This window comes from Croceicoccus naphthovorans (assembly GCF_001028705.1).
Taxonomy (GTDB): Bacteria; Pseudomonadota; Alphaproteobacteria; order Sphingomonadales; family Sphingomonadaceae; genus Croceicoccus; species Croceicoccus naphthovorans.
Genome location: NZ_CP011770.1, coordinates 1,577,402 through 1,596,681, shown reverse-complemented (window position 1 = coordinate 1,596,681; position 19,280 = coordinate 1,577,402). Strand labels below are relative to the sequence as shown.

General features: G+C 62.7%; 19 protein-coding genes. 1 reads left to right on the top strand and 18 read right to left on the bottom strand.

Going from position 1 to position 19,280, the window contains the following annotated elements; all coding sequences use genetic code 11:
• The first annotated feature begins 124 nt into the window (after positions 1 to 124).
• On the top strand, positions 125 to 3,337 hold the full coding sequence (locus tag AB433_RS08145) for a hypothetical protein (RefSeq protein ID WP_156170743.1): 3,213 nt from the start codon (positions 125 to 127) through the stop codon (positions 3,335 to 3,337).
• 43 nt (positions 3,338 to 3,380) lie between these two features.
• On the opposite strand, the gene AB433_RS08140 is transcribed toward AB433_RS08145, so the two are convergent.
• From AB433_RS08140 to AB433_RS08065, 18 genes are read right to left on the bottom strand one after another with little or no spacing between them, the layout of a single operon-like run.
• Positions 3,381 to 3,695 (bottom strand): DUF1467 family protein, encoded by a 315-nt coding sequence (locus AB433_RS08140; protein ID WP_047820636.1) that lies wholly within the window; start codon positions 3,693 to 3,695, stop codon positions 3,381 to 3,383.
• Between the two features lie 14 nt (positions 3,696 to 3,709).
• Positions 3,710 to 5,365 carry a ribonuclease J gene (locus AB433_RS08135; RefSeq protein WP_047820635.1) on the bottom strand — a complete coding sequence of 552 codons (1,656 nt, stop codon included), beginning with the start codon at positions 5,363 to 5,365 and terminating at the stop codon, positions 3,710 to 3,712.
• Positions 5,362 to 6,150 carry a type III pantothenate kinase gene (locus AB433_RS08130; protein WP_047820634.1) on the bottom strand — a complete coding sequence of 263 codons (789 nt, stop codon included), beginning with the start codon at positions 6,148 to 6,150 and terminating at the stop codon, positions 5,362 to 5,364. The genes AB433_RS08135 and AB433_RS08130 overlap by 4 nt, the downstream gene beginning before the upstream one ends.
• Positions 6,151 to 6,156: 6 nt before the next feature.
• Positions 6,157 to 6,897 (bottom strand): biotin--[acetyl-CoA-carboxylase] ligase, encoded by a 741-nt coding sequence (locus tag AB433_RS08125; protein WP_047820633.1) that lies wholly within the window; start codon positions 6,895 to 6,897, stop codon positions 6,157 to 6,159.
• Positions 6,898 to 6,910: 13 nt separating this feature from the next.
• On the bottom strand, positions 6,911 to 8,407 hold the full coding sequence (gene nuoN, locus AB433_RS08120) for an NADH-quinone oxidoreductase subunit NuoN (protein ID WP_047820632.1): 1,497 nt from the start codon (positions 8,405 to 8,407) through the stop codon (positions 6,911 to 6,913).
• Positions 8,407 to 9,951: an NADH-quinone oxidoreductase subunit M gene (locus AB433_RS08115; RefSeq protein WP_047820631.1), complete on the bottom strand. Its 1,545-nt coding sequence runs from the start codon at positions 9,949 to 9,951 to the stop codon at positions 8,407 to 8,409. The genes nuoN and AB433_RS08115 overlap by 1 nt, the downstream gene beginning before the upstream one ends.
• Before the next feature lie 18 nt (positions 9,952 to 9,969).
• Positions 9,970 to 11,970, bottom strand: coding sequence for an NADH-quinone oxidoreductase subunit L (nuoL, locus tag AB433_RS08110; protein ID WP_047820630.1), 2,001 nt, complete (start codon positions 11,968 to 11,970; stop codon positions 9,970 to 9,972).
• 3 nt (positions 11,971 to 11,973) lie between these two features.
• A complete protein-coding gene (gene nuoK, locus AB433_RS08105; RefSeq protein ID WP_047820629.1) occupies positions 11,974 to 12,279 on the bottom strand; it encodes an NADH-quinone oxidoreductase subunit NuoK in 306 nt (101 codons plus the stop codon).
• Positions 12,276 to 12,893, bottom strand: coding sequence for an NADH-quinone oxidoreductase subunit J (locus AB433_RS08100; protein ID WP_047820628.1), 618 nt, complete (start codon positions 12,891 to 12,893; stop codon positions 12,276 to 12,278). The genes nuoK and AB433_RS08100 overlap by 4 nt, the downstream gene beginning before the upstream one ends.
• 24 nt (positions 12,894 to 12,917) lie before the next feature.
• Positions 12,918 to 13,403, bottom strand: a complete 486-nt coding sequence (nuoI, locus tag AB433_RS08095; protein WP_047820627.1) for an NADH-quinone oxidoreductase subunit NuoI — start codon at positions 13,401 to 13,403, stop codon at positions 12,918 to 12,920.
• Complete coding sequence (gene nuoH, locus AB433_RS08090; RefSeq protein WP_047820626.1) at positions 13,400 to 14,467, bottom strand: NADH-quinone oxidoreductase subunit NuoH; 1,068 nt, start codon at positions 14,465 to 14,467, stop codon at positions 13,400 to 13,402. Before nuoH ends, nuoI begins: the two co-directional genes overlap by 4 nt.
• Positions 14,464 to 16,485 (bottom strand): NADH-quinone oxidoreductase subunit NuoG, encoded by a 2,022-nt coding sequence (gene nuoG / locus AB433_RS08085; RefSeq protein WP_047820625.1) that lies wholly within the window; start codon positions 16,483 to 16,485, stop codon positions 14,464 to 14,466. Before nuoG ends, nuoH begins: the two co-directional genes overlap by 4 nt.
• Positions 16,485 to 17,774, bottom strand: a complete 1,290-nt coding sequence (gene nuoF, locus AB433_RS08080) for an NADH-quinone oxidoreductase subunit NuoF (protein WP_047820624.1) — start codon at positions 17,772 to 17,774, stop codon at positions 16,485 to 16,487. The genes nuoG and nuoF overlap by 1 nt, the downstream gene beginning before the upstream one ends.
• Positions 17,764 to 17,961, bottom strand: a complete 198-nt coding sequence (locus AB433_RS08075) for a hypothetical protein (protein ID WP_047820623.1) — start codon at positions 17,959 to 17,961, stop codon at positions 17,764 to 17,766. The genes nuoF and AB433_RS08075 overlap by 11 nt, the downstream gene beginning before the upstream one ends.
• Positions 17,958 to 18,098 (bottom strand): hypothetical protein, encoded by a 141-nt coding sequence (locus AB433_RS20805; RefSeq protein WP_169749321.1) that lies wholly within the window; start codon positions 18,096 to 18,098, stop codon positions 17,958 to 17,960. Before AB433_RS20805 ends, AB433_RS08075 begins: the two co-directional genes overlap by 4 nt.
• Entirely contained in the window at positions 18,098 to 18,262 is a 165-nt protein-coding gene (locus tag AB433_RS20470; protein WP_156170742.1) for a hypothetical protein, read from the bottom strand. The genes AB433_RS20805 and AB433_RS20470 overlap by 1 nt, the downstream gene beginning before the upstream one ends.
• Positions 18,262 to 18,930, bottom strand: a complete 669-nt coding sequence (locus AB433_RS08070; RefSeq protein ID WP_047820622.1) for a complex I 24 kDa subunit family protein — start codon at positions 18,928 to 18,930, stop codon at positions 18,262 to 18,264. The genes AB433_RS20470 and AB433_RS08070 overlap by 1 nt, the downstream gene beginning before the upstream one ends.
• Positions 18,930 to 19,253 (bottom strand): nuclear transport factor 2 family protein, encoded by a 324-nt coding sequence (locus AB433_RS08065; protein ID WP_047823628.1) that lies wholly within the window; start codon positions 19,251 to 19,253, stop codon positions 18,930 to 18,932. The genes AB433_RS08070 and AB433_RS08065 overlap by 1 nt, the downstream gene beginning before the upstream one ends.
• Positions 19,254 to 19,280 lie beyond the last annotated feature (27 nt).

The window sequence follows — 19,280 nt, the reverse complement described above, 5'->3', positions numbered from 1 at the left end:
GCGCCGCTGCGCAAGATGGCAGGAATCGATCGCCCGAAAACGACACGAAACTAAGGTCGGCTTGGGGGAAAACCGGTTAATTGTTTCGTGCGCGCGGGGGCAAACGGTGATAGTCGTCAATACCATGACAAGACGGCGGAACATCGTGCCCTTCGGGGAACAGGAAGAACAGGTCGCTGAAGGCGAACCGGCAACTGAAACCTACGCAAGTGAAGAGGCCACGGAATGGTACGAACCTGACGTTCCCGTCCGTCGCAACCTTGGCTGGATCGCACCTGCGGTCGGCGTTGTTGCCTTGCTGGCGTGGACGGCATTCTTCGGATGGGCCAACCAGTCGGCGATCATCGCACGCCCCACGCCTGCGGAATGGACCGTTCTGCTTGCGCAATGGTCAATGCCTGCCGCTTTCGTCATCGCACTGTGGCTGCTGGCCATGCGCAATAGCCGGGTGGAGGCGACGCGATTCGCCGATGCCGCCGCCAACTTGCGCGCCGAATCGCGCGCGCTGGAGGATCGGCTGACGCATGTGAACTCTGAACTGTCGATCGCGCGCGAATTCATTATCGCGCAGGGCCGCGATCTCGAAGCGCTGGGTCGCATCGCCAGCGAGCGGTTGAGCGAGAGTGCGGGCAAGCTCGAGCGCCTGATCGGCGACAATTCCGAACGCGTCGACCGGCTAGAGACCGTGAGCACCGCCGCGTTGGAGAACATGGAGAAGCTGCGCGGACAGCTTCCCGTCGTTACGAATGCAACCCGCGACCTGACCAATACCATCGGTCAGGCTGGCCAAGGCGCGAGCGAGCAGTTCGACCGTCTGTCCGAAGGGTTCCGCGAAATCGGTTCGGCCAGCGAGGAGAGCACCTTCAAAGTCGACGTAATGCGCGAGCGCGTGAACGAGGTGCTGGGCGACTTCAATCGCTGCGCCGACCAGCTGGGCCAAATTGCCACGGACCGCTTTGCGGCGCTTGATACCGAAAGCGCAGCCTTGCGCGAGCGCATGGAACAGCAGGAAATCGCCGCATTGTCCGCCGTAAGGTCGCGCGCCGACGAGCTTGAAGGTCTGCTTGAAACCACACGTGCCAAGCTGTCCGAGACCGAGGGCTATGCGCTGAACGCCCTGCGCGAACGTCTGCGCACGGTCGAAACCGCCGCGACCGACCTTACCGGCAAAATGCGCGAGGACGAGGGTGCTGCCCTTGCCGGTTGGCGCAACCGTATCGCAGGGATCGAGGCCGATGCCCGTGCGCTCTTCAGCCAAGTGGATGCCAATTCGACCGAAGCTTTGGATGCCGCCGGGGCGCGGATCGCGGCGCTTTCGGCAGAGATCAGCCGACTGCATGGCGACCTGCGCCGCCAGGGCGAAACGCTCGATGCCGAGATCGAGGAACGCTACGCCAAGAGCGAGGACGTGGGCCGCGGCTTGACTGAACGCCTGACCGCCCTAGTCGCCGGGCTGGACAGCGAGATCGAGGCGCGGCGCGTGCGCGGCGCACAGGCAAGCCGCGCTTTGGTCGAGGATCTGGCCGACACTTTCGCCAAAATGGATTCCGAACTCGAGGCACGCACCCTGCGCGGTGAAGAGATCGGGCAAGTCTACGCCGACAAGATCGCCGCCGCGCTTACCCGTCTCGATGCTGAGATCGACCAACGCGCCACGCGCGGGGAACAGCGCAGTCAGGCGGTCGCGGCACGCATCGCCTCGGCCATTGCCTCGCTCGACACGCAGATTGAAGAGCGTGCGCAGAAGGGCGAAGCGACCGGCCAGATGCTGACACGCGCGATTGGTCAGGCGCTCGAGAACCTCGACACCGACATCGAGGCACGCGCCGAAAAGGGCCGCGAATCAGCTTCGCTGATGTCCGAGAGCCTGCGCACAGCGCTCGATGCGCTGGACAGCGAGATCGAACGTCGCCGCAATTACAGCCGCAACGCCGCGCGCGAGTTGGCCGAGGGTTACGCCGACGAACTGGCCGCACTGGATCGGCAGCTGGAAGATCGTCGCAACCGTCACGAGGCAGCCGGTCGCGAATTGACCGAGAGTCTGCAGGGCCTGTTGATCGAGTTCGACCGCGGCTTTGTCGAACGTCGCCAGCGGCACGACAACGCGATGGCCGCGCTATCGCGTCATGCCGAGCAGATTTCCGCGCAGCTTGGCGAATATGGCGCCAAGATGGAAACCGTCGCAGGCCATGGCCGCGATGCTGAAGCCGCAATCGTTGCGGGCCTTGGCAACCTCTCGGCCAAGCTGGAAGCAAGCAGGGAGGCCTTGTCGGGCACCGATAGCGCGGTCATGCAACTGACCGACAGCTCGGTCCGCCTGCTCGAACTGATCGAGGCCAGTTCCCGCCACGCGCGCGAGGCTTTGCCGGGTGCGGTCGGTGAGGCTGAAGAACGCCTTGAAAACGTCGGCAGCCGGATTGAGGCGCTGCAAGGCGCTTTGGGCGACGCGGGCGAGCGCGGCACGGCGCTTACGCAAGCGCTGGACGCTGCACGCGAAAGCACCGGGGCCGCACTGGGCGAGATCGAGAAGCTGCACGACACGCTGCGCGAGCGCGGGTCGGAGCATGCCGATCAACTGGGCGAACTGCGTGCCACGCTTTCGCAGGCACGCAGCGACAGCGAGGCGATGGCCAGCGCGGCGGAAGCCACGCTGAACGGTGCCATCGCACGCCTTGCCGAAGCAAGCCGAGAGGCGGTTGCGAACATCGAGGGCACATCGTCCGACGCAGTTCGCTCCATCGCCGAAAAGTTGGCGACCGAGAGCGGCATCGTCGTTACGCAGGCCCTGCGCGAGAGCACGAGCGATGCCTTGGAAGGACTGGACAAGGCCGTCAGCCGCGCGACCGTCGCAGCCCGCGAAGCCGCGACCGAACTGCGCGACCAACTGGGCCGCGTCGACGAGATCACCGGCCATCTGGAGGCGCGCATCAACGCCGCCCGCCAGCGCGCCGAAGAAGACATCGACGAACACTTCGCCAAGCGGGTTTCCCAGATCACCGAATCGCTGAACTCGACCGCCATCGACATCGACAAGGTGCTGTCGGCGGAAGTCAGCGAAGCGTCGTGGCAGGCCTATCTGAAGGGCGAAAGGGGTATCTTTACCCGCCGCGCCGTGCGGCTGATCGATTCAGGCGAAGCGCGCCGGATTGTCGATCATTACGAGGCCGAGGACGAATTCCGTGAGCATGTGAACCGCTACATCCACGACTTCGAGGCTATGCTGCGCAACCTCCTTGCCACACGCGACGGGAATTCGCTGGCGGTGACGATGCTGTCGTCGGACATGGGCAAACTCTACGTCGCGCTGGCCCAGGCGATCGAGCGTCTGCGGCGCTGATTGCCAACGCAGGACCGATCGTGCGGCCTTTGCCGCCGATCGGTCAGCGGTTGCTTGCTGCGCGGAGTAGTTCCTGTTCTTTCACGATGTCTGCGGGCGGCGAGATGAAGTTGATGTCACTCGCCGTGATCCAGCCCTGCTCATAATTGAAATAGAACGCAGCGCAGAGAATGGCCGCAAGGATCGAAGCGCGAACGGCGACGCGACCGGGACGAAAATTCGCAGGCGCGCTGTCTGCCTGTCCGGCGATCAATTCCTCGCCGGTTTCCCGGTGCGTTCGGATGCCGAAGGGCATCACCAGAAATGCCGACATGACCCAGAACAACAGGTAGATCGCAAGGACGGAAGTCCACTGCATGGTCGCGCGCTCCTTCAGGCGTCGTAGTAGTCGATCACGGTAACTTGCGGGTTCTTGCCCGACCAGCGTCGCGCTGCCCGACGGGCCGCAAGCCGCGCCGCTTCCTGCACGGCAGCACGGTCTTTCGTCTTGCCGCCTTTCAGCTTGGCAACGGCAGACCGGATATCGTCCTGCGCCTCGGCCAGAAAGTCCGCCTCGTCCTCGTCCAGCGGCAGCCCGATGGGTTGCAGCAAGGGCGCGGCCTTCGACCCCTTGGGCGGCAGGATGACGGTCACGTGGCCATTGGCCGCCAGTCTGCGTCGCTCGACAATCGTCTCGCCATCAGCGGGAACGATGATGTCCCCGTCCAGCACGAGCCTTCCCGTGCGCGTCTCGCCGATCTTGCCCGGCTTGCCGGGGGCGAGGCGCACGATGTCGCCGTTCATCTGGAAGACCTGTGCCGGAATGCCCGCCGCCTTGCCGACGCGCGCCTGCTCTCGCATATGCCGCGCCTCACCGTGCACGGGGACAAGGATTTGGGGGCGCAGCCAACCGTACAATTCTTCAAGTTCGGGGCGTCCCGGATGGCCCGATACGTGAATCAACTCGTGCCGGTCCGTCACCACGGTGATTTGGCGCTGGGCCAACTGGTTCATGATCCGCCCGATCTGAAGCTCGTTCCCCGGAATCTGACGGCTGGAAAACAGAACGACGTCGCCCTTCTGCAACTCGATCGGATGACTCTCCGAAGCGATGCGGGCCAGTGCCGCGCGCGGCTCGCCCTGCCCACCCGTCGCAATGATCAGGACTTCGCCGCGCGGCAGGCGCATCGCGGTATCGAAATCGACAGTGTCGGGGAAATCGGCGAGATACCCGTTCGCCTGCGCCGCATCGATGATCCGGTCCAGCGAACGCCCGGCAACGCAAAGCTGCCGTCCGGTGTCCTTCGCCGCCTGTCCCAATGTCTGAAGCCGCGCGACATTCGACGCAAAGGTCGTGACGACAACGCGCTTGCCTTCATGCTTCGCGATCTCGGCATCGAGCGCCTTACGCACGGCGCCTTCAGATCCCGACGGCTGCGGATTGAACACGTTGGTCGAATCGCAGACCAGCGCCAGCACGCCCTCATCGCCGATCTCGGTCAGTTCTTCCGGGGTCGATGGCTCGCCGATCTGCGGGTCGTCGTCCAGCTTCCAGTCGCCGGTATGGAACACCCGGCCATAGGGCGTTTCGACCAGAACCGCGTTGCCCTCTGCAATCGAGTGCGCCAGCGGCAGGTAACGGACCGAAAACGGCCCTGTGCCGCCCGGCGTGAACGCATCGAGGTGATCGATAATGTTCAACTCGACCTCACCGACAAGATCGGCCTCTTCCAGCTTGCGGCGAACGAGGTCTGCGGTGAACGGCGTTGCATAAAGCGGCACGCCAAGATCGGCGGCGAAATACGGCACCGCACCGATATGATCTTCATGCGCGTGGGTCAGGACGATGCCGACAAGATCCTCGGCCCGTTCCTCGATAAATTCGAGGTCGGCGAAGACCAGATCGACGCCCGGATAACCCGGATCGGCAAAGCTCATGCCAAGGTCGACCATCAGCCATTTGCCGTCGGCACCATAGAGATTGACGTTCATGCCAATCTCGCCCGACCCGCCGAGCGCGAGGAAAAGCAGTTCTTTTTGAGGAGTCATCGCGAGGGCTTAGACGCCCTTTCGGCCAGGATGGCCAGCCCCTTAAGCGTAAGATCGACATCGACCGCGTCGAAAATGTCGGTGTGCTTGTCGAACAACAGCGCCAGACCGCCCGTAGCGATCACTTTCGCCGGGCGACCGATTTCGGCCTGCAACCGCGCGACGAGCCCTTCGATCAACGCGATATAGCCCCAGAACACGCCGATATGCATCTGCGCCTCTGTATTCCGCCCGATCAGAGAGGTCGTTTCGGTGGGCGCTTCGATGGCGATGCGCGGCAGTTTCGCCGCCGCATTGACCAGCGCGTCGAGCGATAGATTGATGCCCGGCGCGATGATCCCGCCCTTGTACGCACCGTTGAAGTCGACGACGTCGAGCGTGGTCGCGGTGCCGAAATCGATGACGATCAGGTCTTCCGGGTGATCCTGATGCGCGGCGATGGCGTTGACCGCACGGTCCGCGCCGAGCGATTTGGGTTCCTCGACATCGATGCCGATCCCCCAGCCTTCCGGCCCCTCGCCTGCGAAAACCGGGGCTTTCCCGAAATACTTCTCGCCCAGCACGGCAAGGTTGTGCCGTGCGCGCGGCACGACGGTCGAGACGATGACCATGTCGACCGCATCGAAGGACAGGCCCTCCAAGGCGAACAACTGCATCAGCCAGACCGCATATTCGTCCGCCGTGCGGCGCGCGTCGGTGGCGATGCGCCAGCGGGTGCGGACTTCCCGCCCATCCATCAGCGCGAAGACGATGTTGGTGTTTCCAACGTCACAGGCGAGCAGCATGGTGGCTCAGTCTCCCTCGGTTTCCGGCAAGGTCACCTCGCCAGCGTGAACAGTGCGGATCGTGCCGTTGGCAAGGCGCAACTGCAACGCCCCATCATGGGCGAGCCCGGCAAACCCGCCCGATGCGTCATTACCCGTGACCCCGGCCACACGCACGGCTGCACCGATGTGCGGCCCTCGGATGCCCCAGCGGTCGATAGTGTGAGCGAGACCGTCCTTGCGCCAGGTGCGCAGTTCGATGCTCATCCGTTCCGCGAGTCGGTCGGCAAAGTCGTCACGGTCGATGCGCAACCCATGCGTGGCCACGGCGGTCGTTGCCTTGTCCGGCAGGTCTGGCGCCGCAGCAAGATTGACGCCGATCCCGACGACAACCGTTTCTTTCGAACGCTCCAGCAAGATCCCCGCCAACTTTGCACCGTCGAGCAGGACATCGTTCGGCCATTTGAGCAGCAAGCCCTGTGCATTGCCGAGGAATTTCGCGATCGTGTCGAACAAAGCGACACCCGCGACCAGCGCAATCGTCTGCGCCGGTGGATCGTCACTGCGAAGCTGGACTGCGGTGGAGCCCATGAAGTTCCCGGCCCCGTCGAACCACGTCCGACCGAGCCGCCCACGTCCCGCGCTCTGGCGATCGGCGATCAGCCACGCGCCTTCGGCTAGGTTTTCGCCCTTGCCAAGCCGCGCGAGGAGCTCGCCGCTGGTCGAGCCGATCTCTTCGACCCGTTCGATGCGATGGCCGCCGATCATGCGGCGCCCCGCCCTAACCTACGAAGAACAGCGCAGCGGCTGCCTTGTCCGCCAGATCGCCCAGCCACGGCGTTGCCAGATAGCCGAGCGGCGAGATCACGAGGCAGGAGACGAGCAACAGGATCTTGTGCGCCAGACCATCAACTCCGCCTTCGCCTTCAGCCGCGACGACATTCGCCGGTTCGTCGAAGAACGCGATCTTGACGACCTTCAGGTAATAGAACGCACCGATTACGCTGGCCGCGATGCCAAGAGCGGCAAGCGCGATCAGGTCGGCATTCACCGCTGCCTGAAATACGACGAACTTGCCCCAGAACCCGAACAGTGGTGGAATGCCCGCAAGACTGAACATGACAGCCGCCAAGGCCCAGGCCAAGGCCGGACGCGTGCGCGACAGGCCCGCCATGTCGGAAATCGCCTCAACCGGGTTGCCATCCGCATCGCGCAGCATCAGCACCACGACGAAGCCAGCCACGCTCATCGCGACATAGATCGCGAGATAGACGAGCATAGCCGCCGCACCTTCCTGAGTTGCGGCGGCAAGGCCGATCAGCAGAAAACCGATGTTGTTGATCGACGAATAGGCCAGCAGGCGCTTGATATTCGCCTGCCCGATTGCGCCCAGCGCGCCGACCACGATGGAGGCGAGCGAAACAAAGATCACGATCTGCTGCCAGGCGCCAACCTGATTGCCGAAAGCATCGAGAGCGACGCGCATCGTCAGGGCCAGAGCGGCAACCTTGGGCGCGGTGGCGAAGAACATCGTAACCGGCGTCGGCGCGCCTTCGTACACGTCGGGCGTCCACATGTGGAACGGCACTGCGCTGATCTTGAAGGCCAGACCCGCCAGCACGAAGATCAGGCCGAACAGCGCCCCTGTCGACATCGGACCGTCCAGCGCCAAGGCAACGGCGGTAAAGTTCGTCGAGCCCGAGAAACCGTAAGTGAGGCTCATGCCGAACAGGATGATGCCCGAGGCCAGCGCGCCCAGCACGAAGTACTTGAGGCCCGCTTCTGCCGAACGCTCATCGGTCCGCAGGAACGCGGCCAATACGTAGGCGGCAAGGCTGTTAAGTTCCAACCCGATGTAAAGCGTGAGGAAATCGGTCGCCGAGACCATCATGTTCATGCCGAGCACGGCGAACAGGACAAGCACCGGATATTCCGCCCGCATCGCACTTGTGCCGCCGACACCGGCGCGCGCGAAGAACGACGGCGCAACGATCAGCGCGGCGCCACCGGCCGCATATATCAGCAACTTGGCAAAAGCAGAGAACGCATCGGCGGAGTACTGGCCCATGAACGCCACGCGATCCGGCCCCATCAGCCCGCCGCACAGCGTGGGCGCAGCGATGAAGGCACAGGCGGCCAGGGCGGCCACCGCAATGATCGAGATGGCGCGCGAACCCTTCTCACCCATCCATGCCGCGGCAAGGAGCAGGACAAGGCCCGTCACCGACAGCACTTCTTCGGCTACGATCAGCTGCAGCGATTGCGAGAAGTCGGTCATCAGTGTGCCTCCCCCTCTGCGGCGTGGGCTTCGCCATGCTCCACAGCTCCGGCCTCCGGCTTAGGCTCGCTCAAGTGCGCATCGCCAGCGGGTGCAGCGGCTTCCAACCTCTGGTCAAGCCACTCGATATCTGAGCGCATCGGCGCAAGGAAGCTTTCCGGGTAAACGCCCATCCACAGCACGGCGGCGGCCAGCGGCAGCATCATCGCCCATTCGCGCTTGTCGAGGTCGGGCATGGCAGCGGCATCGGCGTTCACCTGTTCGCCAAACGCCACGCGGCGGTAAAGATAAAGCATGTAGGCAGCGCCAAGGATAATGCCGGTCGTGCCGATGAACGCGACCCAGCTGGAAATCTGGTAGATACCCGCCAGCGACAGGAATTCGCCAACGAAGCCGCTCGTCCCCGGCAGGCCGATCGAGGCCATCGTGAACAGCAGGAAGAACAGCGCATAGCGCGGCATGTTGATCGACAACCCGCCATAACGGCTGATCTCACGCGTGTGCAGCCGGTCGTAGATCACGCCAACGGCAAGGAACAGCGCACCCGAAACAAGCCCGTGGCTGAGCATCACGATCATCGAGCCTTCGAGGCCCTGCACGTTGAAGCTGAACAGCGCCATGCAGACGATCGCCATGTGCGCGACCGAGGAATAGGCGATCAGCTTCTTCATATCGTGCTGAACCAGCGCGACGAGCGAGGTGTAGACCACCGCCACCATCGAAAGGCCGAACACCAGCCATGCAAAATGCGCCGAAGCATCTGGAAACATCGGCAGGCTGAAACGGATGAAGCCATATCCGCCCATCTTCAGCAACACGCCCGCCAGGATGACCGAACCAGCAGTAGGCGCCTGAACGTGCGCGTCAGGAAGCCACGTGTGGACGGGCCACATCGGCATCTTCACCGCGAAACTCGCAAAGAACGCCAGCCACAACCAGTTCTGCGCCCCCGCCGGGAAGTCGGTCGCCATCAGCGTCGGGATGTCGGTCGTTCCCGCCTCGCGCACCATCCAGAACATCGCGATCAGCATCAGGACCGAGCCGATCAGGGTGTAGAGGAAGAACTTGTATGAGGCGTAGATGCGGTTGTCGCCGCCCCAGATGCCGATGATCAGGTACATCGGGATGAGGCCAGCTTCGAAGAAGATGTAGAACAGGAACAGATCCTGCGCAGCGAAAACGCCAATCATCAGCGTTTCCATCAGCAGGAACGCGGCCATGTACTCGCCCACGCGCTTTGTGACAGAGAGCCAACTGGCGCCTATGCAGATCGGCATCAGGAAAACCGACAACATGATCAGCATCAGCGCGATACCGTCGATGCCCAGCGCGTAAGAGAAGCCCGCGAAGACCGGTGCCCGCTCGACAAACTGCCACTGCGCGCCGCCGATGTCGAAATTGGCCCAGAGCACAACGCCAAGCGCCAGATCGATCAGGGTCGCGACCAGCGCGACCATCCGCGCAGTCTGTGCGGGGACGAAGAAACAGATGGCGGCACCGACCAGCGGTACCAGCAGCATCAGCGAAAGGATGGGGAAGTCCATTGTGTAGTTGCCCGTCCCTTAATGTCCGAGTCCGTGGGCCAAGACCCAGCTGATCGCGGCGACAAGCCCGAGCAGCATGACCAGCGCGTAACTGTAGAGATAACCGGTCTGCACCTTCTGCGCATAGCGAGACCCCTGCGCGACGACCCATGCGGCACCGTCCGGCCCGAACCGGTCGATCGTGCCGACATCGCCCCACTTCCAGAACTTGCGACCTAACCAGAAGGCCGGCTTCACAAAGATCGCGTTGTAGAGCTCGTCGAAATACCACTTGTTTTTGAGGAACGTGTAGACGCCCCCGAACATCCCCACGAACCGGCCCGCAGCGGCAGGATCGCGGATGTAGTTGTTCCATGCGATGACAAGGCCGACCAACATCACCGCACCCGGCGCAATTTTCACCCATGTGGGTACGTTATGCATCGCGTGGATCAGGTGCTCGTTATAGAAGATCGAACCGCTCCAGAATTCCGCACTGTCGAGGAAGGAGTGGCTCCAGACTGCACCGGCGAAAACGGCGCCGAGCGAAAGCACGACGAGCGGAATCAGCATGACCCACGGGCTTTCGTGCGGATGATAACCGCCGGTGGTGTCCGCGCCCGCCTCTTCCGGGGTTTTGTGGACGGTATGCTGGATATGCTCGCTCTCGATCCAGCGCGGCTTGCCCCAGAACGTCAGGAACATCAGGCGCCACGAATAGAAGCTGGTCAGCAGCGCCGCGACGATACCCATGACGAAAGCGAACTGCCCCATCTCGGTCCCGCTGGCGAATGCGCTCTCAAGGATGGCGTCCTTCGAGTAGAAGCCCGCAAAGCCGATATGCAGGAACCAGATCCCGACACCGGTAATCGCCAGTGTGCCCGCCATCATCGCCCAGAAGGTGATCGGGATATGCTTACGCAAGCCCCCGTAATAGCGCATGTCCTGTTCGTGGTGCATCGAGTGAATGACCGAGCCCGCGCCAAGGAACAGTAGCGCCTTGAAGAACGCGTGCGTGAACAAGTGGAACATCGCCGCGCCATAGGCGCCGACACCCGCAGCAAAGAACATGTAGCCCAGCTGCGAACAGGTCGAATAGGCGATCACGCGCTTGATGTCGGTCTGCGTAGTGCCAACGGTCGCTGCGAAGAAACAGGTCGCCGCGCCGATGAACGTCACGAACGTCAGGGCCGCCGCGCTCGTCTCGAAGAGCGGCGAGAGGCGGCAGACCATGAACACACCCGCGGTAACCATCGTCGCCGCGTGGATCAGCGCGGAAACCGGGGTCGGGCCTTCCATCGCATCGGGCAGCCACGTGTGCAGACCAAGCTGGGCGGACTTACCCATCGCGCCGATGAACAGCAGGATGCAGAGCACCGTCATCGTATCGAGACGCATGCCGAGGAAGCCAATGCTCGAGCCCGCCATTTCGGGCGCGCGGTCGAGGATTTCGGGGATCGACGTCGTCTGGAACACCAGAAACACGCCGAAGATGCCCAGCATGAAGCCAAGGTCTCCGACGCGGTTGACCACGAAGGCCTTGATCGCGGCGGCATTGGCGCTGGGCTTCTTAAACCAGAACCCGATCAGCAGGTACGACGCAAGGCCCACCCCTTCCCAACCGAAGAACATCTGGACGAGGTTGTCCGCCGTGACCAGCATCAGCATCGCGAAGGTGAACAGCGACAGATAGGCGAAGAAACGCGGCTGATCCGGATCCTCGTCCATGTATCCCCACGAATAAAGGTGGACGAGCGCCGAGACGCTGGTGATCACCACCAGCATCACCGCTGTCAGCGTGTCCACGCGCAGCGACCAGTCGAACGTCATTGCGCCCGATTGCACCCACATCAGCACGTTGGTCACGCCCGGCTCTGCCGAACCTGTCATAAAGCCGAGGAAGATCGGCCAGGACAGCGCGCACGACAGGAACAGCGCGCCGGTCGTTATCGCCTTTGGAAAGACGGTGCCGAAGCTCTTGTTCGCAAACCCTGCGAGGATTGCCGCCAGCAGCGGCCCGAAGACGATGATCTGGATCACGCGTTATCCCCGCATCCGGTGGATGTCGTCGACCGCGATCGTACCGCGGCCGCGGAAGTAGATGACGAGAATGGCAAGCCCGATGGCCGCCTCGCCCGCCGCGACGGTCAGGACGAACATCGCGAAAATCTGCCCGGTCAAGTCGCCCAGAAAGGCGCTGAACGCGACGAGGTTTATGTTCACCGCCAGCAGGATCAGCTCGATCGCCATCAGGATCACGATGACGTTCTTGCGGTTGAGGAAGATGCCCAGCACGCCCAGCACGAAAAGCATCGAGCTGACGACGATATAATGTTCGACACCGATCACAGCGATACGCCCTTTCCGACTTCGGGACGGACATTGACCGTCGCATCCTCAGGACGGCGATAGACCTGCCGCCGCACGTTCTGCCCACGCGTTCCCGCGCGTTCGCGATGGGTCAGCACGATGGCGCCGACCATTGCGACCAGCAGGATCAGGCCCGCCGCCTCGAACAGGAACAGATATTCGCCGTAGAGCAGCCCACCGATACTCTCGATATTGGAGCGGCCCGCGATCGTCGCGGCCGTACCGTCGGCCACGCCCAGTTCCAGCGTGCCGCTGCGATAGGCACCAAGTCCCAGCACCAGTTCCGCCAGCAACACGACGGCCAGCAGCATACCCAGCGGAAAGTTCTTCATGAACCCGGCGCGCAGTTCGGCAAAGTCGATGTCGAGCATCATGACCACGAACAGGAACAGCACGGCGACCGCCCCGACGTAGACGATGACCAAAAGCATCGCGATGAATTCCGCACCGACGAGCACCATGAGCCCCGCCGCGTTGAAAAACGCAAGGATCAGCCACAGCACGGAGTGCACGGGATTACGGCTCATGATCACCAGCACGGCGCTAGCGATCAGGATGGCCGCGAAGAGGTAAAAGGCTAAAACGTGGATCATGAATAATGTCCCTGCGCGCGGCCCCTAGCGATAGGGCGCATCGGCTTCAAGGTTCGCGGCGATCGCACGCTCCCACTTGTCCCCGTTGGCCAGCAGTTTCGCCTTGTCGTAGAGCAATTCCTCACGCGTTTCGGTCGCGTATTCGAAGTTCGGCCCCTCGACCACGGCATCGACCGGGCATGCTTCCTGACAGAAACCGCAGTAGATGCACTTCGTCATGTCAATGTCGTAGCGTGTGGTGCGGCGGCTGCCGTCTTCGCGCGGTTCGGCCTCGATCGTGATCGCCTGCGCCGGGCACACCGCCTCGCACAGCTTGCACGCGATGCAGCGTTCTTCCCCGTTGGGATAACGACGCAGCGCGTGTTCGCCACGGAAACGTGGCGACAGCGGGTTCTTTTCGAAGGGGTAGTTGATCGTCGCCTTGGGCTTGAAGAAGTACTTCAGCGTCAGCCAGTGGGCCTTCACGAATTCCCACAGGGTGTACGACTTGATGAGTTGCAGGGCGGTCATGCCGCACCTCCAACCGGGCCGGTAAAGTGACCGGTGGCCATGAGATACCCCGAAATCAGGAACACGAAGAACAGCGAGATCGGCAGGAAGACCTTCCAGCCAAGCCGCATCAGCTGGTCGTAACGGTAACGCGGCACCGTCGCCATGACCCAGCTGAACATGAAGAAGAAGAAGAACGTCTTGAGCAGGAACCAGATGATTCCCGGCACATAGTACAGCGGCGCCCAGTCGATCGGCGGCAACCAGCCACCGAAGAACAGGATCGTGTTGAGCGAGCACATCAGCAGGATGTTGGCGTATTCACCCAGCCAGAACAGCGCGAAGCTCATCGACGAATATTCTGTCTGGTAACCGGCGACGAGTTCCGATTCCGCCTCGGTCAGGTCGAACGGCACGCGCTGCGTTTCCGCCAGAGAAGAGATGAAGAACATCACCCACATGGGGAACAGCAGAAGATTGAAGAAGTAACCGTTGATCAGCCCGAACCCATGCCCGCGCTGAGCGTTCACGATCTCCGTCAGGTTGAACGTGCCCGCCCACAGCACGACGCAGATCAGGATAAAGCCGATGGAGACTTCATAGCTGATCATCTGTGCCGACGCACGCATCGCTGAGAAGAACGGGTACTTTGAGTTCGAAGCCCAACCCGCCATCACCACGCCGTAAACGGACAGCGAACTGATCGCGAGAATGTAGAGCAGCCCGACGTTGATGTCCGCCAGCACCACGCCCGCATCGAACGGGATCACCGCCCATGCGCCCAGTGCCACGGTGAAGGTCACGATCGGGGCAAGGATGAAGATGCCCTTGTTCGCGGCGGACGGGATGATGGTTTCCTGCAGGAAGACCTTCAGCCCGTCGGCAAAGCTTTGCAGCAGGCCGAACGGGCCGACCACGTTGGGACCGCGCCGCAGATTGATCGCAGCCCAGACCTTGCGGTCGACATAGATGATCATCGCGACCGACAGCATGAGCGGTAGCGCGATCAGCAGGATCCCGCAGATCGTGGCAATGAACCACGCCCACTCGTAAGTCATGCCGAGCGATTGGAAGAAAGCAGTCATTCCGCAGCCTCCGCGAGTGTCTCGCCGTGGAGCAGTTCAGCCGAGCAGCGCTGCATCGTCGGGCTGGCCCGGCAGATCGCGTTGGTCAGGTAGAAGTCGGCCACCGGATAGCCAGTAATCACGCCCGAAGCCTCGCCACCACCGGCCGGAAGCGCGGTGCCGAAATCGGCCAGCCCTTCGGTCGCGAGTGCAGGCGTATCGGCAAACATGGCGGCGCGAAGCTGATCGAAGCTGTCGAATCCGACCGAAACGCCCAGCGCATCGGCCAGCGCACGCAGGATAGTCCAATCCTCACGCGCGTCGCCCGGGGCGAACACCGCCTTCTCGGACCGCTGCACGCGGCCTTCGACATTGACGTAGGTGCCAGCCTTTTCGGTATAGGCTGCGGCGGGCAGAATAATATCCGCCGCATGTGCGCCCTTGTCGCCATGGTGGCCAATAAAGACCTTCAGCGCATCGGGGAACTTGGTGAAGTCCACCTCGTCCGCCCCCAGCGCCAGCAGAAGCTTCGGATTGGCGGCAACGATGTCGGCCATGCCATTCTTTTGTGCGAGGCCGAGCATCAACCCGCCCATGCGCGAGGCCGAGAAGTGGAGCGAGTTGAACCCGTTCCAGGCCGTCCCATCCTCAAGGGCGCGAACGACGTTCCATTCCTTGGCCAGCGCCAACGCCTTCCCCAGCGCGCCACGGCCTAACGCCGCACCGCCAAGGATGATCGCCGGACGTTCGGCATTGGTCATCGCGTCGGTGACGTCGGGAGACAAGCTATTCAACACAGCGAGGTCGTTGCCGAGGAATGTCGCCGGATAGGTCGTTTCCCACTCCGGCCCGACGATAAACACCTTCGCCCCGCGCTTGACCGCCTTGCGCAGCCGCACGTTGAGCAGCGGTGCCTCGTGCCGGATCTGGCTGCCGACGATCAGGATCGCGTCGGCATTCTCGATCCCCGCCAGCGTGGTGTTGAAATTGACCGCTGCAAGGCTGTCCGTCGCGTAAGTCAGCCCGGTCTGGCGCCCTTCGATCAGGGTCGACCCCATCGCGCCGAGCAGCGCCTTGGCCGCGAACATCGTCTCGCAATCAAGCAGGTCGCCGTATACCGCGGCAATATCCTTGCCCGGCTTGGCGGCCTTGATCTTCTTGAACGCGTCGTCCCAAGTCGCGGGTTGCAGCTTGCCAGCCTTGCGCACGAAAACCTTGTCGAGACGGCGACGCGTCAGTCCATCGACCGCATAGCGGCTCTTGTCGCTCAGCCATTCCTCGTTGACGTCATCGTTCACGCGCGGAAGCGCGCGCAGCACTTCGCGGCCACGGCTGTCGATCCGGATGTTCGCGCCCATCGCGTCCATCACGTCGATGCCGAGCGTCTTCTTCAGTTCCCACGGACGCGCTTCGAACGCATAGGGACGACTGGTCAGCGCACCCACCGGGCACAGGTCGATCACGTTGGCCGAAAGCTCATGCTTGGCCGCGTGTTCGAGGTAGGTCGTGATCTGCATGTTTTCGCCGCGATAAAGCGCGCCGATCTCATCCACGCCCGCGATCTCTTCCGAGAAACGGACGCAGCGGGTGCAGTGGATGCAGCGCGTCATCGTCGTCTTGATGAGCGGGCCCATGTTCTTTTCGGTGACCGCGCGCTTGTTCTCGTCATAGCGCGTCGCGCCGCGGCCATAGGCCATCGACTGGTCCTGAAGGTCGCATTCGCCGCCCTGATCGCAGATCGGGCAATCGAGCGGGTGGTTGATGAGCAGGAACTCCATCACCCCTTCGCGCGCCTTCTTTACCATCTCGCTGTCGGTGCGAATTTCCTGCCCCTCGGTGGCCGGCAATGCGCACGACGCCTGCGGCTTGGGCGGTCCCGGCTTCACCTCGACAAGGCACATGCGGCAGTTGCCGGCGATTGACAGCCGCTCATGATAGCAGAAGCGCGGGATTTCCTTGCCGGCAAGCTCACAAGCCTGCAGCACGGTTGCGCCTGCGGGGACTTCGATGTCCTGTCCGTCTACCTTGACTGTCGGCATTATTCGGCGGCCTCCGCCATGTTACCGGCCTCTTGAATGCGGCGTTCCAGTTCGGGGCGGAAGTGCTTGATCAGGCCCTGGATCGGCCACGCGGCGGCGTCGCCCAACGCGCAGATCGTGTGGCCTTCCACCTGCTTGGTCACCTGCTGCAGCATGTCGATCTCGTCCACGCTGGCGTCGCCGACGCGCAGGCGTTCCATCATGCGCCACATCCACCCTGTGCCTTCGCGGCATGGCGTGCACTGGCCGCAACTTTCGTGCTTGTAGAAATAGCTGATCCGGCTGATCGCCTTCACGATGTCGGTCGACTTGTCCATGACGATGACCGCCGCGGTGCCAAGACCCGAGCCAACCGCCTTCAGACCGTCGAAGTCCATCGGCGCGTCCCAGATTTCGGCTGCCGGAACCAGCGGAACCGAAGAACCGCCGGGGATCACCGCCAGCAGGTTGTCCTTGCCGCCACGAATGCCGCCGCAGTGCTTTTCGATCAGCTCGCTGAACGGAATGCTCATCGCTTCCTCGACTACGCAGGGCTTTTCGACGTGACCGCTGATCTGGAAAAGCTTGGTGCCCTTGTTGTTCTCTCGCCCAAAACTGGAGAACCACGTCGACCCGCGCCGCATGATCGTCGGCGCAACCGCGATCGATTCGACGTTGTTGACCGTGGTGGGGCAGCCATAGAGGCCCGCGCCCGCCGGGAAGGGGGGCTTGAGGCGCGGCTGGCCCTTCTTGCCCTCAAGGCTCTCGATCATCGCGGTTTCCTCGCCGCAGATATAGGCGCCCGCACCGCGATGGACGAAAACGTCGAAGTCATAGCCCGAACCGCAGGCGTTCTTGCCGATCAGGCCGGCGTCGTACGCCTCCTGCACGGCAGCGAACATCGTCTCCGCCTCGCGGATATACTCGCCACGAATGTAGATATAGGCCGCCCGCGCCCGCATCGCGAAGCCCGCGACCAGCGCACCCTCGATCAGCTTGTGCGGATCGTGCCGGATAATCTCACGATCCTTGCACGAGCCCGGTTCGGATTCATCGGCGTTGATGACGAGGAAGCTGGGACGACCGTCTTTCGATTCCTTGGGCATGAACGACCACTTCATGCCGGTGGGGAAGCCCGCACCGCCACGACCGCGCAAGCCCGACGCCTTGATCTCGTCAATAATCGCATCCTGACCCTTGGCCAGAATGTCCTTCGTATTGTCCCAATCGCCACGGGCCCGCGCGGCGTCTAACCGCCACGATTGATACCCGTAAACGTTGGTGAAGATGCGGTCCTTATCAGCCAGCATCCTTGTCTCCTGTAGGAGTCTTTGACAGGGCGAGTGCGCCGATAATCAGCATGGCGAGCCCGGTGATCATCACCCCGTCGCCAAGATCGACCCAATCGAAATACATCATGAGCGCGCCCGCAATGATCGCGACGCTACCCACCGCGAGTGACAGGCGCGAGGCTTTGCGAAGGGCAATCAGGTTCATGCCATCCCCCCGAACACGAAGATCGCCGCCGCGACGAGGATCACGACGAGCGCGACCGTCTTGACGATGCCCTTCAGCACTTTCCAGGCGACGAAGATCGCCAAGAGCGCGACGATGATTACGACAAGCGAGTCCATCACTCGGCATCCTTGCGCTTTACCAGGCCGAACGCCAGAAAGGCGATCCCTACGGCGAGCAGCATCGCGCCCATCACCCCGCCCGGGCCGACGAAGTAGACGGCAAGCGCCGCCACCACGAACAGCGTGCCCGCAAGAACGAAGTTCTGGCCGGTCACGTTCATTACCAGTCGCTCCGGTAATCGTGGTTGGCATCGACCATCTTGGTCAGCGTGGTCGGCCCGCCGACGGGCTCGACGGTGTGACGACCCGGCTCCTGCGTTCCGGCCTTGGGCGTTTCGCCAGCGGCCAGCGCATCCAGCACAGCGTCCATGCGTTCGCCGGTCAGGTCTTCGTAGTTGTCATCGTTTATCTGCACCATCGGGGCGCTGGCGCAATTGCCCATGCACTCCACCTCGGTCAGCGTCCACAGACCGTCCTCGGTCGTATGGCCCTTCTTCATCCCGCGCTTCTTGCAGGACTCCATGACCGCATCCGAACCGCGCAGCCAGCACGGGGTCGTGCCGCAGACCTGCACGTGGAATTTGCCCACGGGAACAAGGTTGTACATCGTGTAGAACGTCGCAACCTCGACCACGCGGATGATCGGCATGCCAAGATAGGCGGCGACATATTCCATCACCGGAATCGGCAGCCAGCCCTGCGTCTCGGTCTCTTCGCCCACCTGCCGCTGCGCGAAATCGAGCAGCGCCATGACGGCCGACTTCTGCCGCCCTTCGGGATAGCGCGCGATCGCGGCCTTCGCCTTGTCTTCCCACGCGGTGGTAAAGGCGAACTTGCCCCAACGCTCGCGCAGTTCGGGGCTGTCGGGATAGATGTAACGGTCGGCCATTAGCGGACGAACTCCACGCGGGCGCACTTGTCGCCCTCGAAAGAATAGATCGCGACCACCTCGAACGGTTCGACAAGGTCGGACCCGTCGGTCGCGGGGCCGCGCGTCACGTGTTCGCGGAAGAGGACGTAGTTGCCGACTTCCTGCGCCGAGACGATTTCGGCCCGGTTCTGCGGCCAGCGCGCGAATGCGGCGGCCAGACCCGTGCTCGTGCCTTCGCGTCCCTTGCGCACGACATCGCCGCGATAGTTCGCCTCGCACGCGTCCTCGGTCATGAACGCGACATAGGCATCGGCGTCCTGCGCGTTGTAGGCATCGATCATGGCGCGCGCGATGTCGGTCAGACTGCG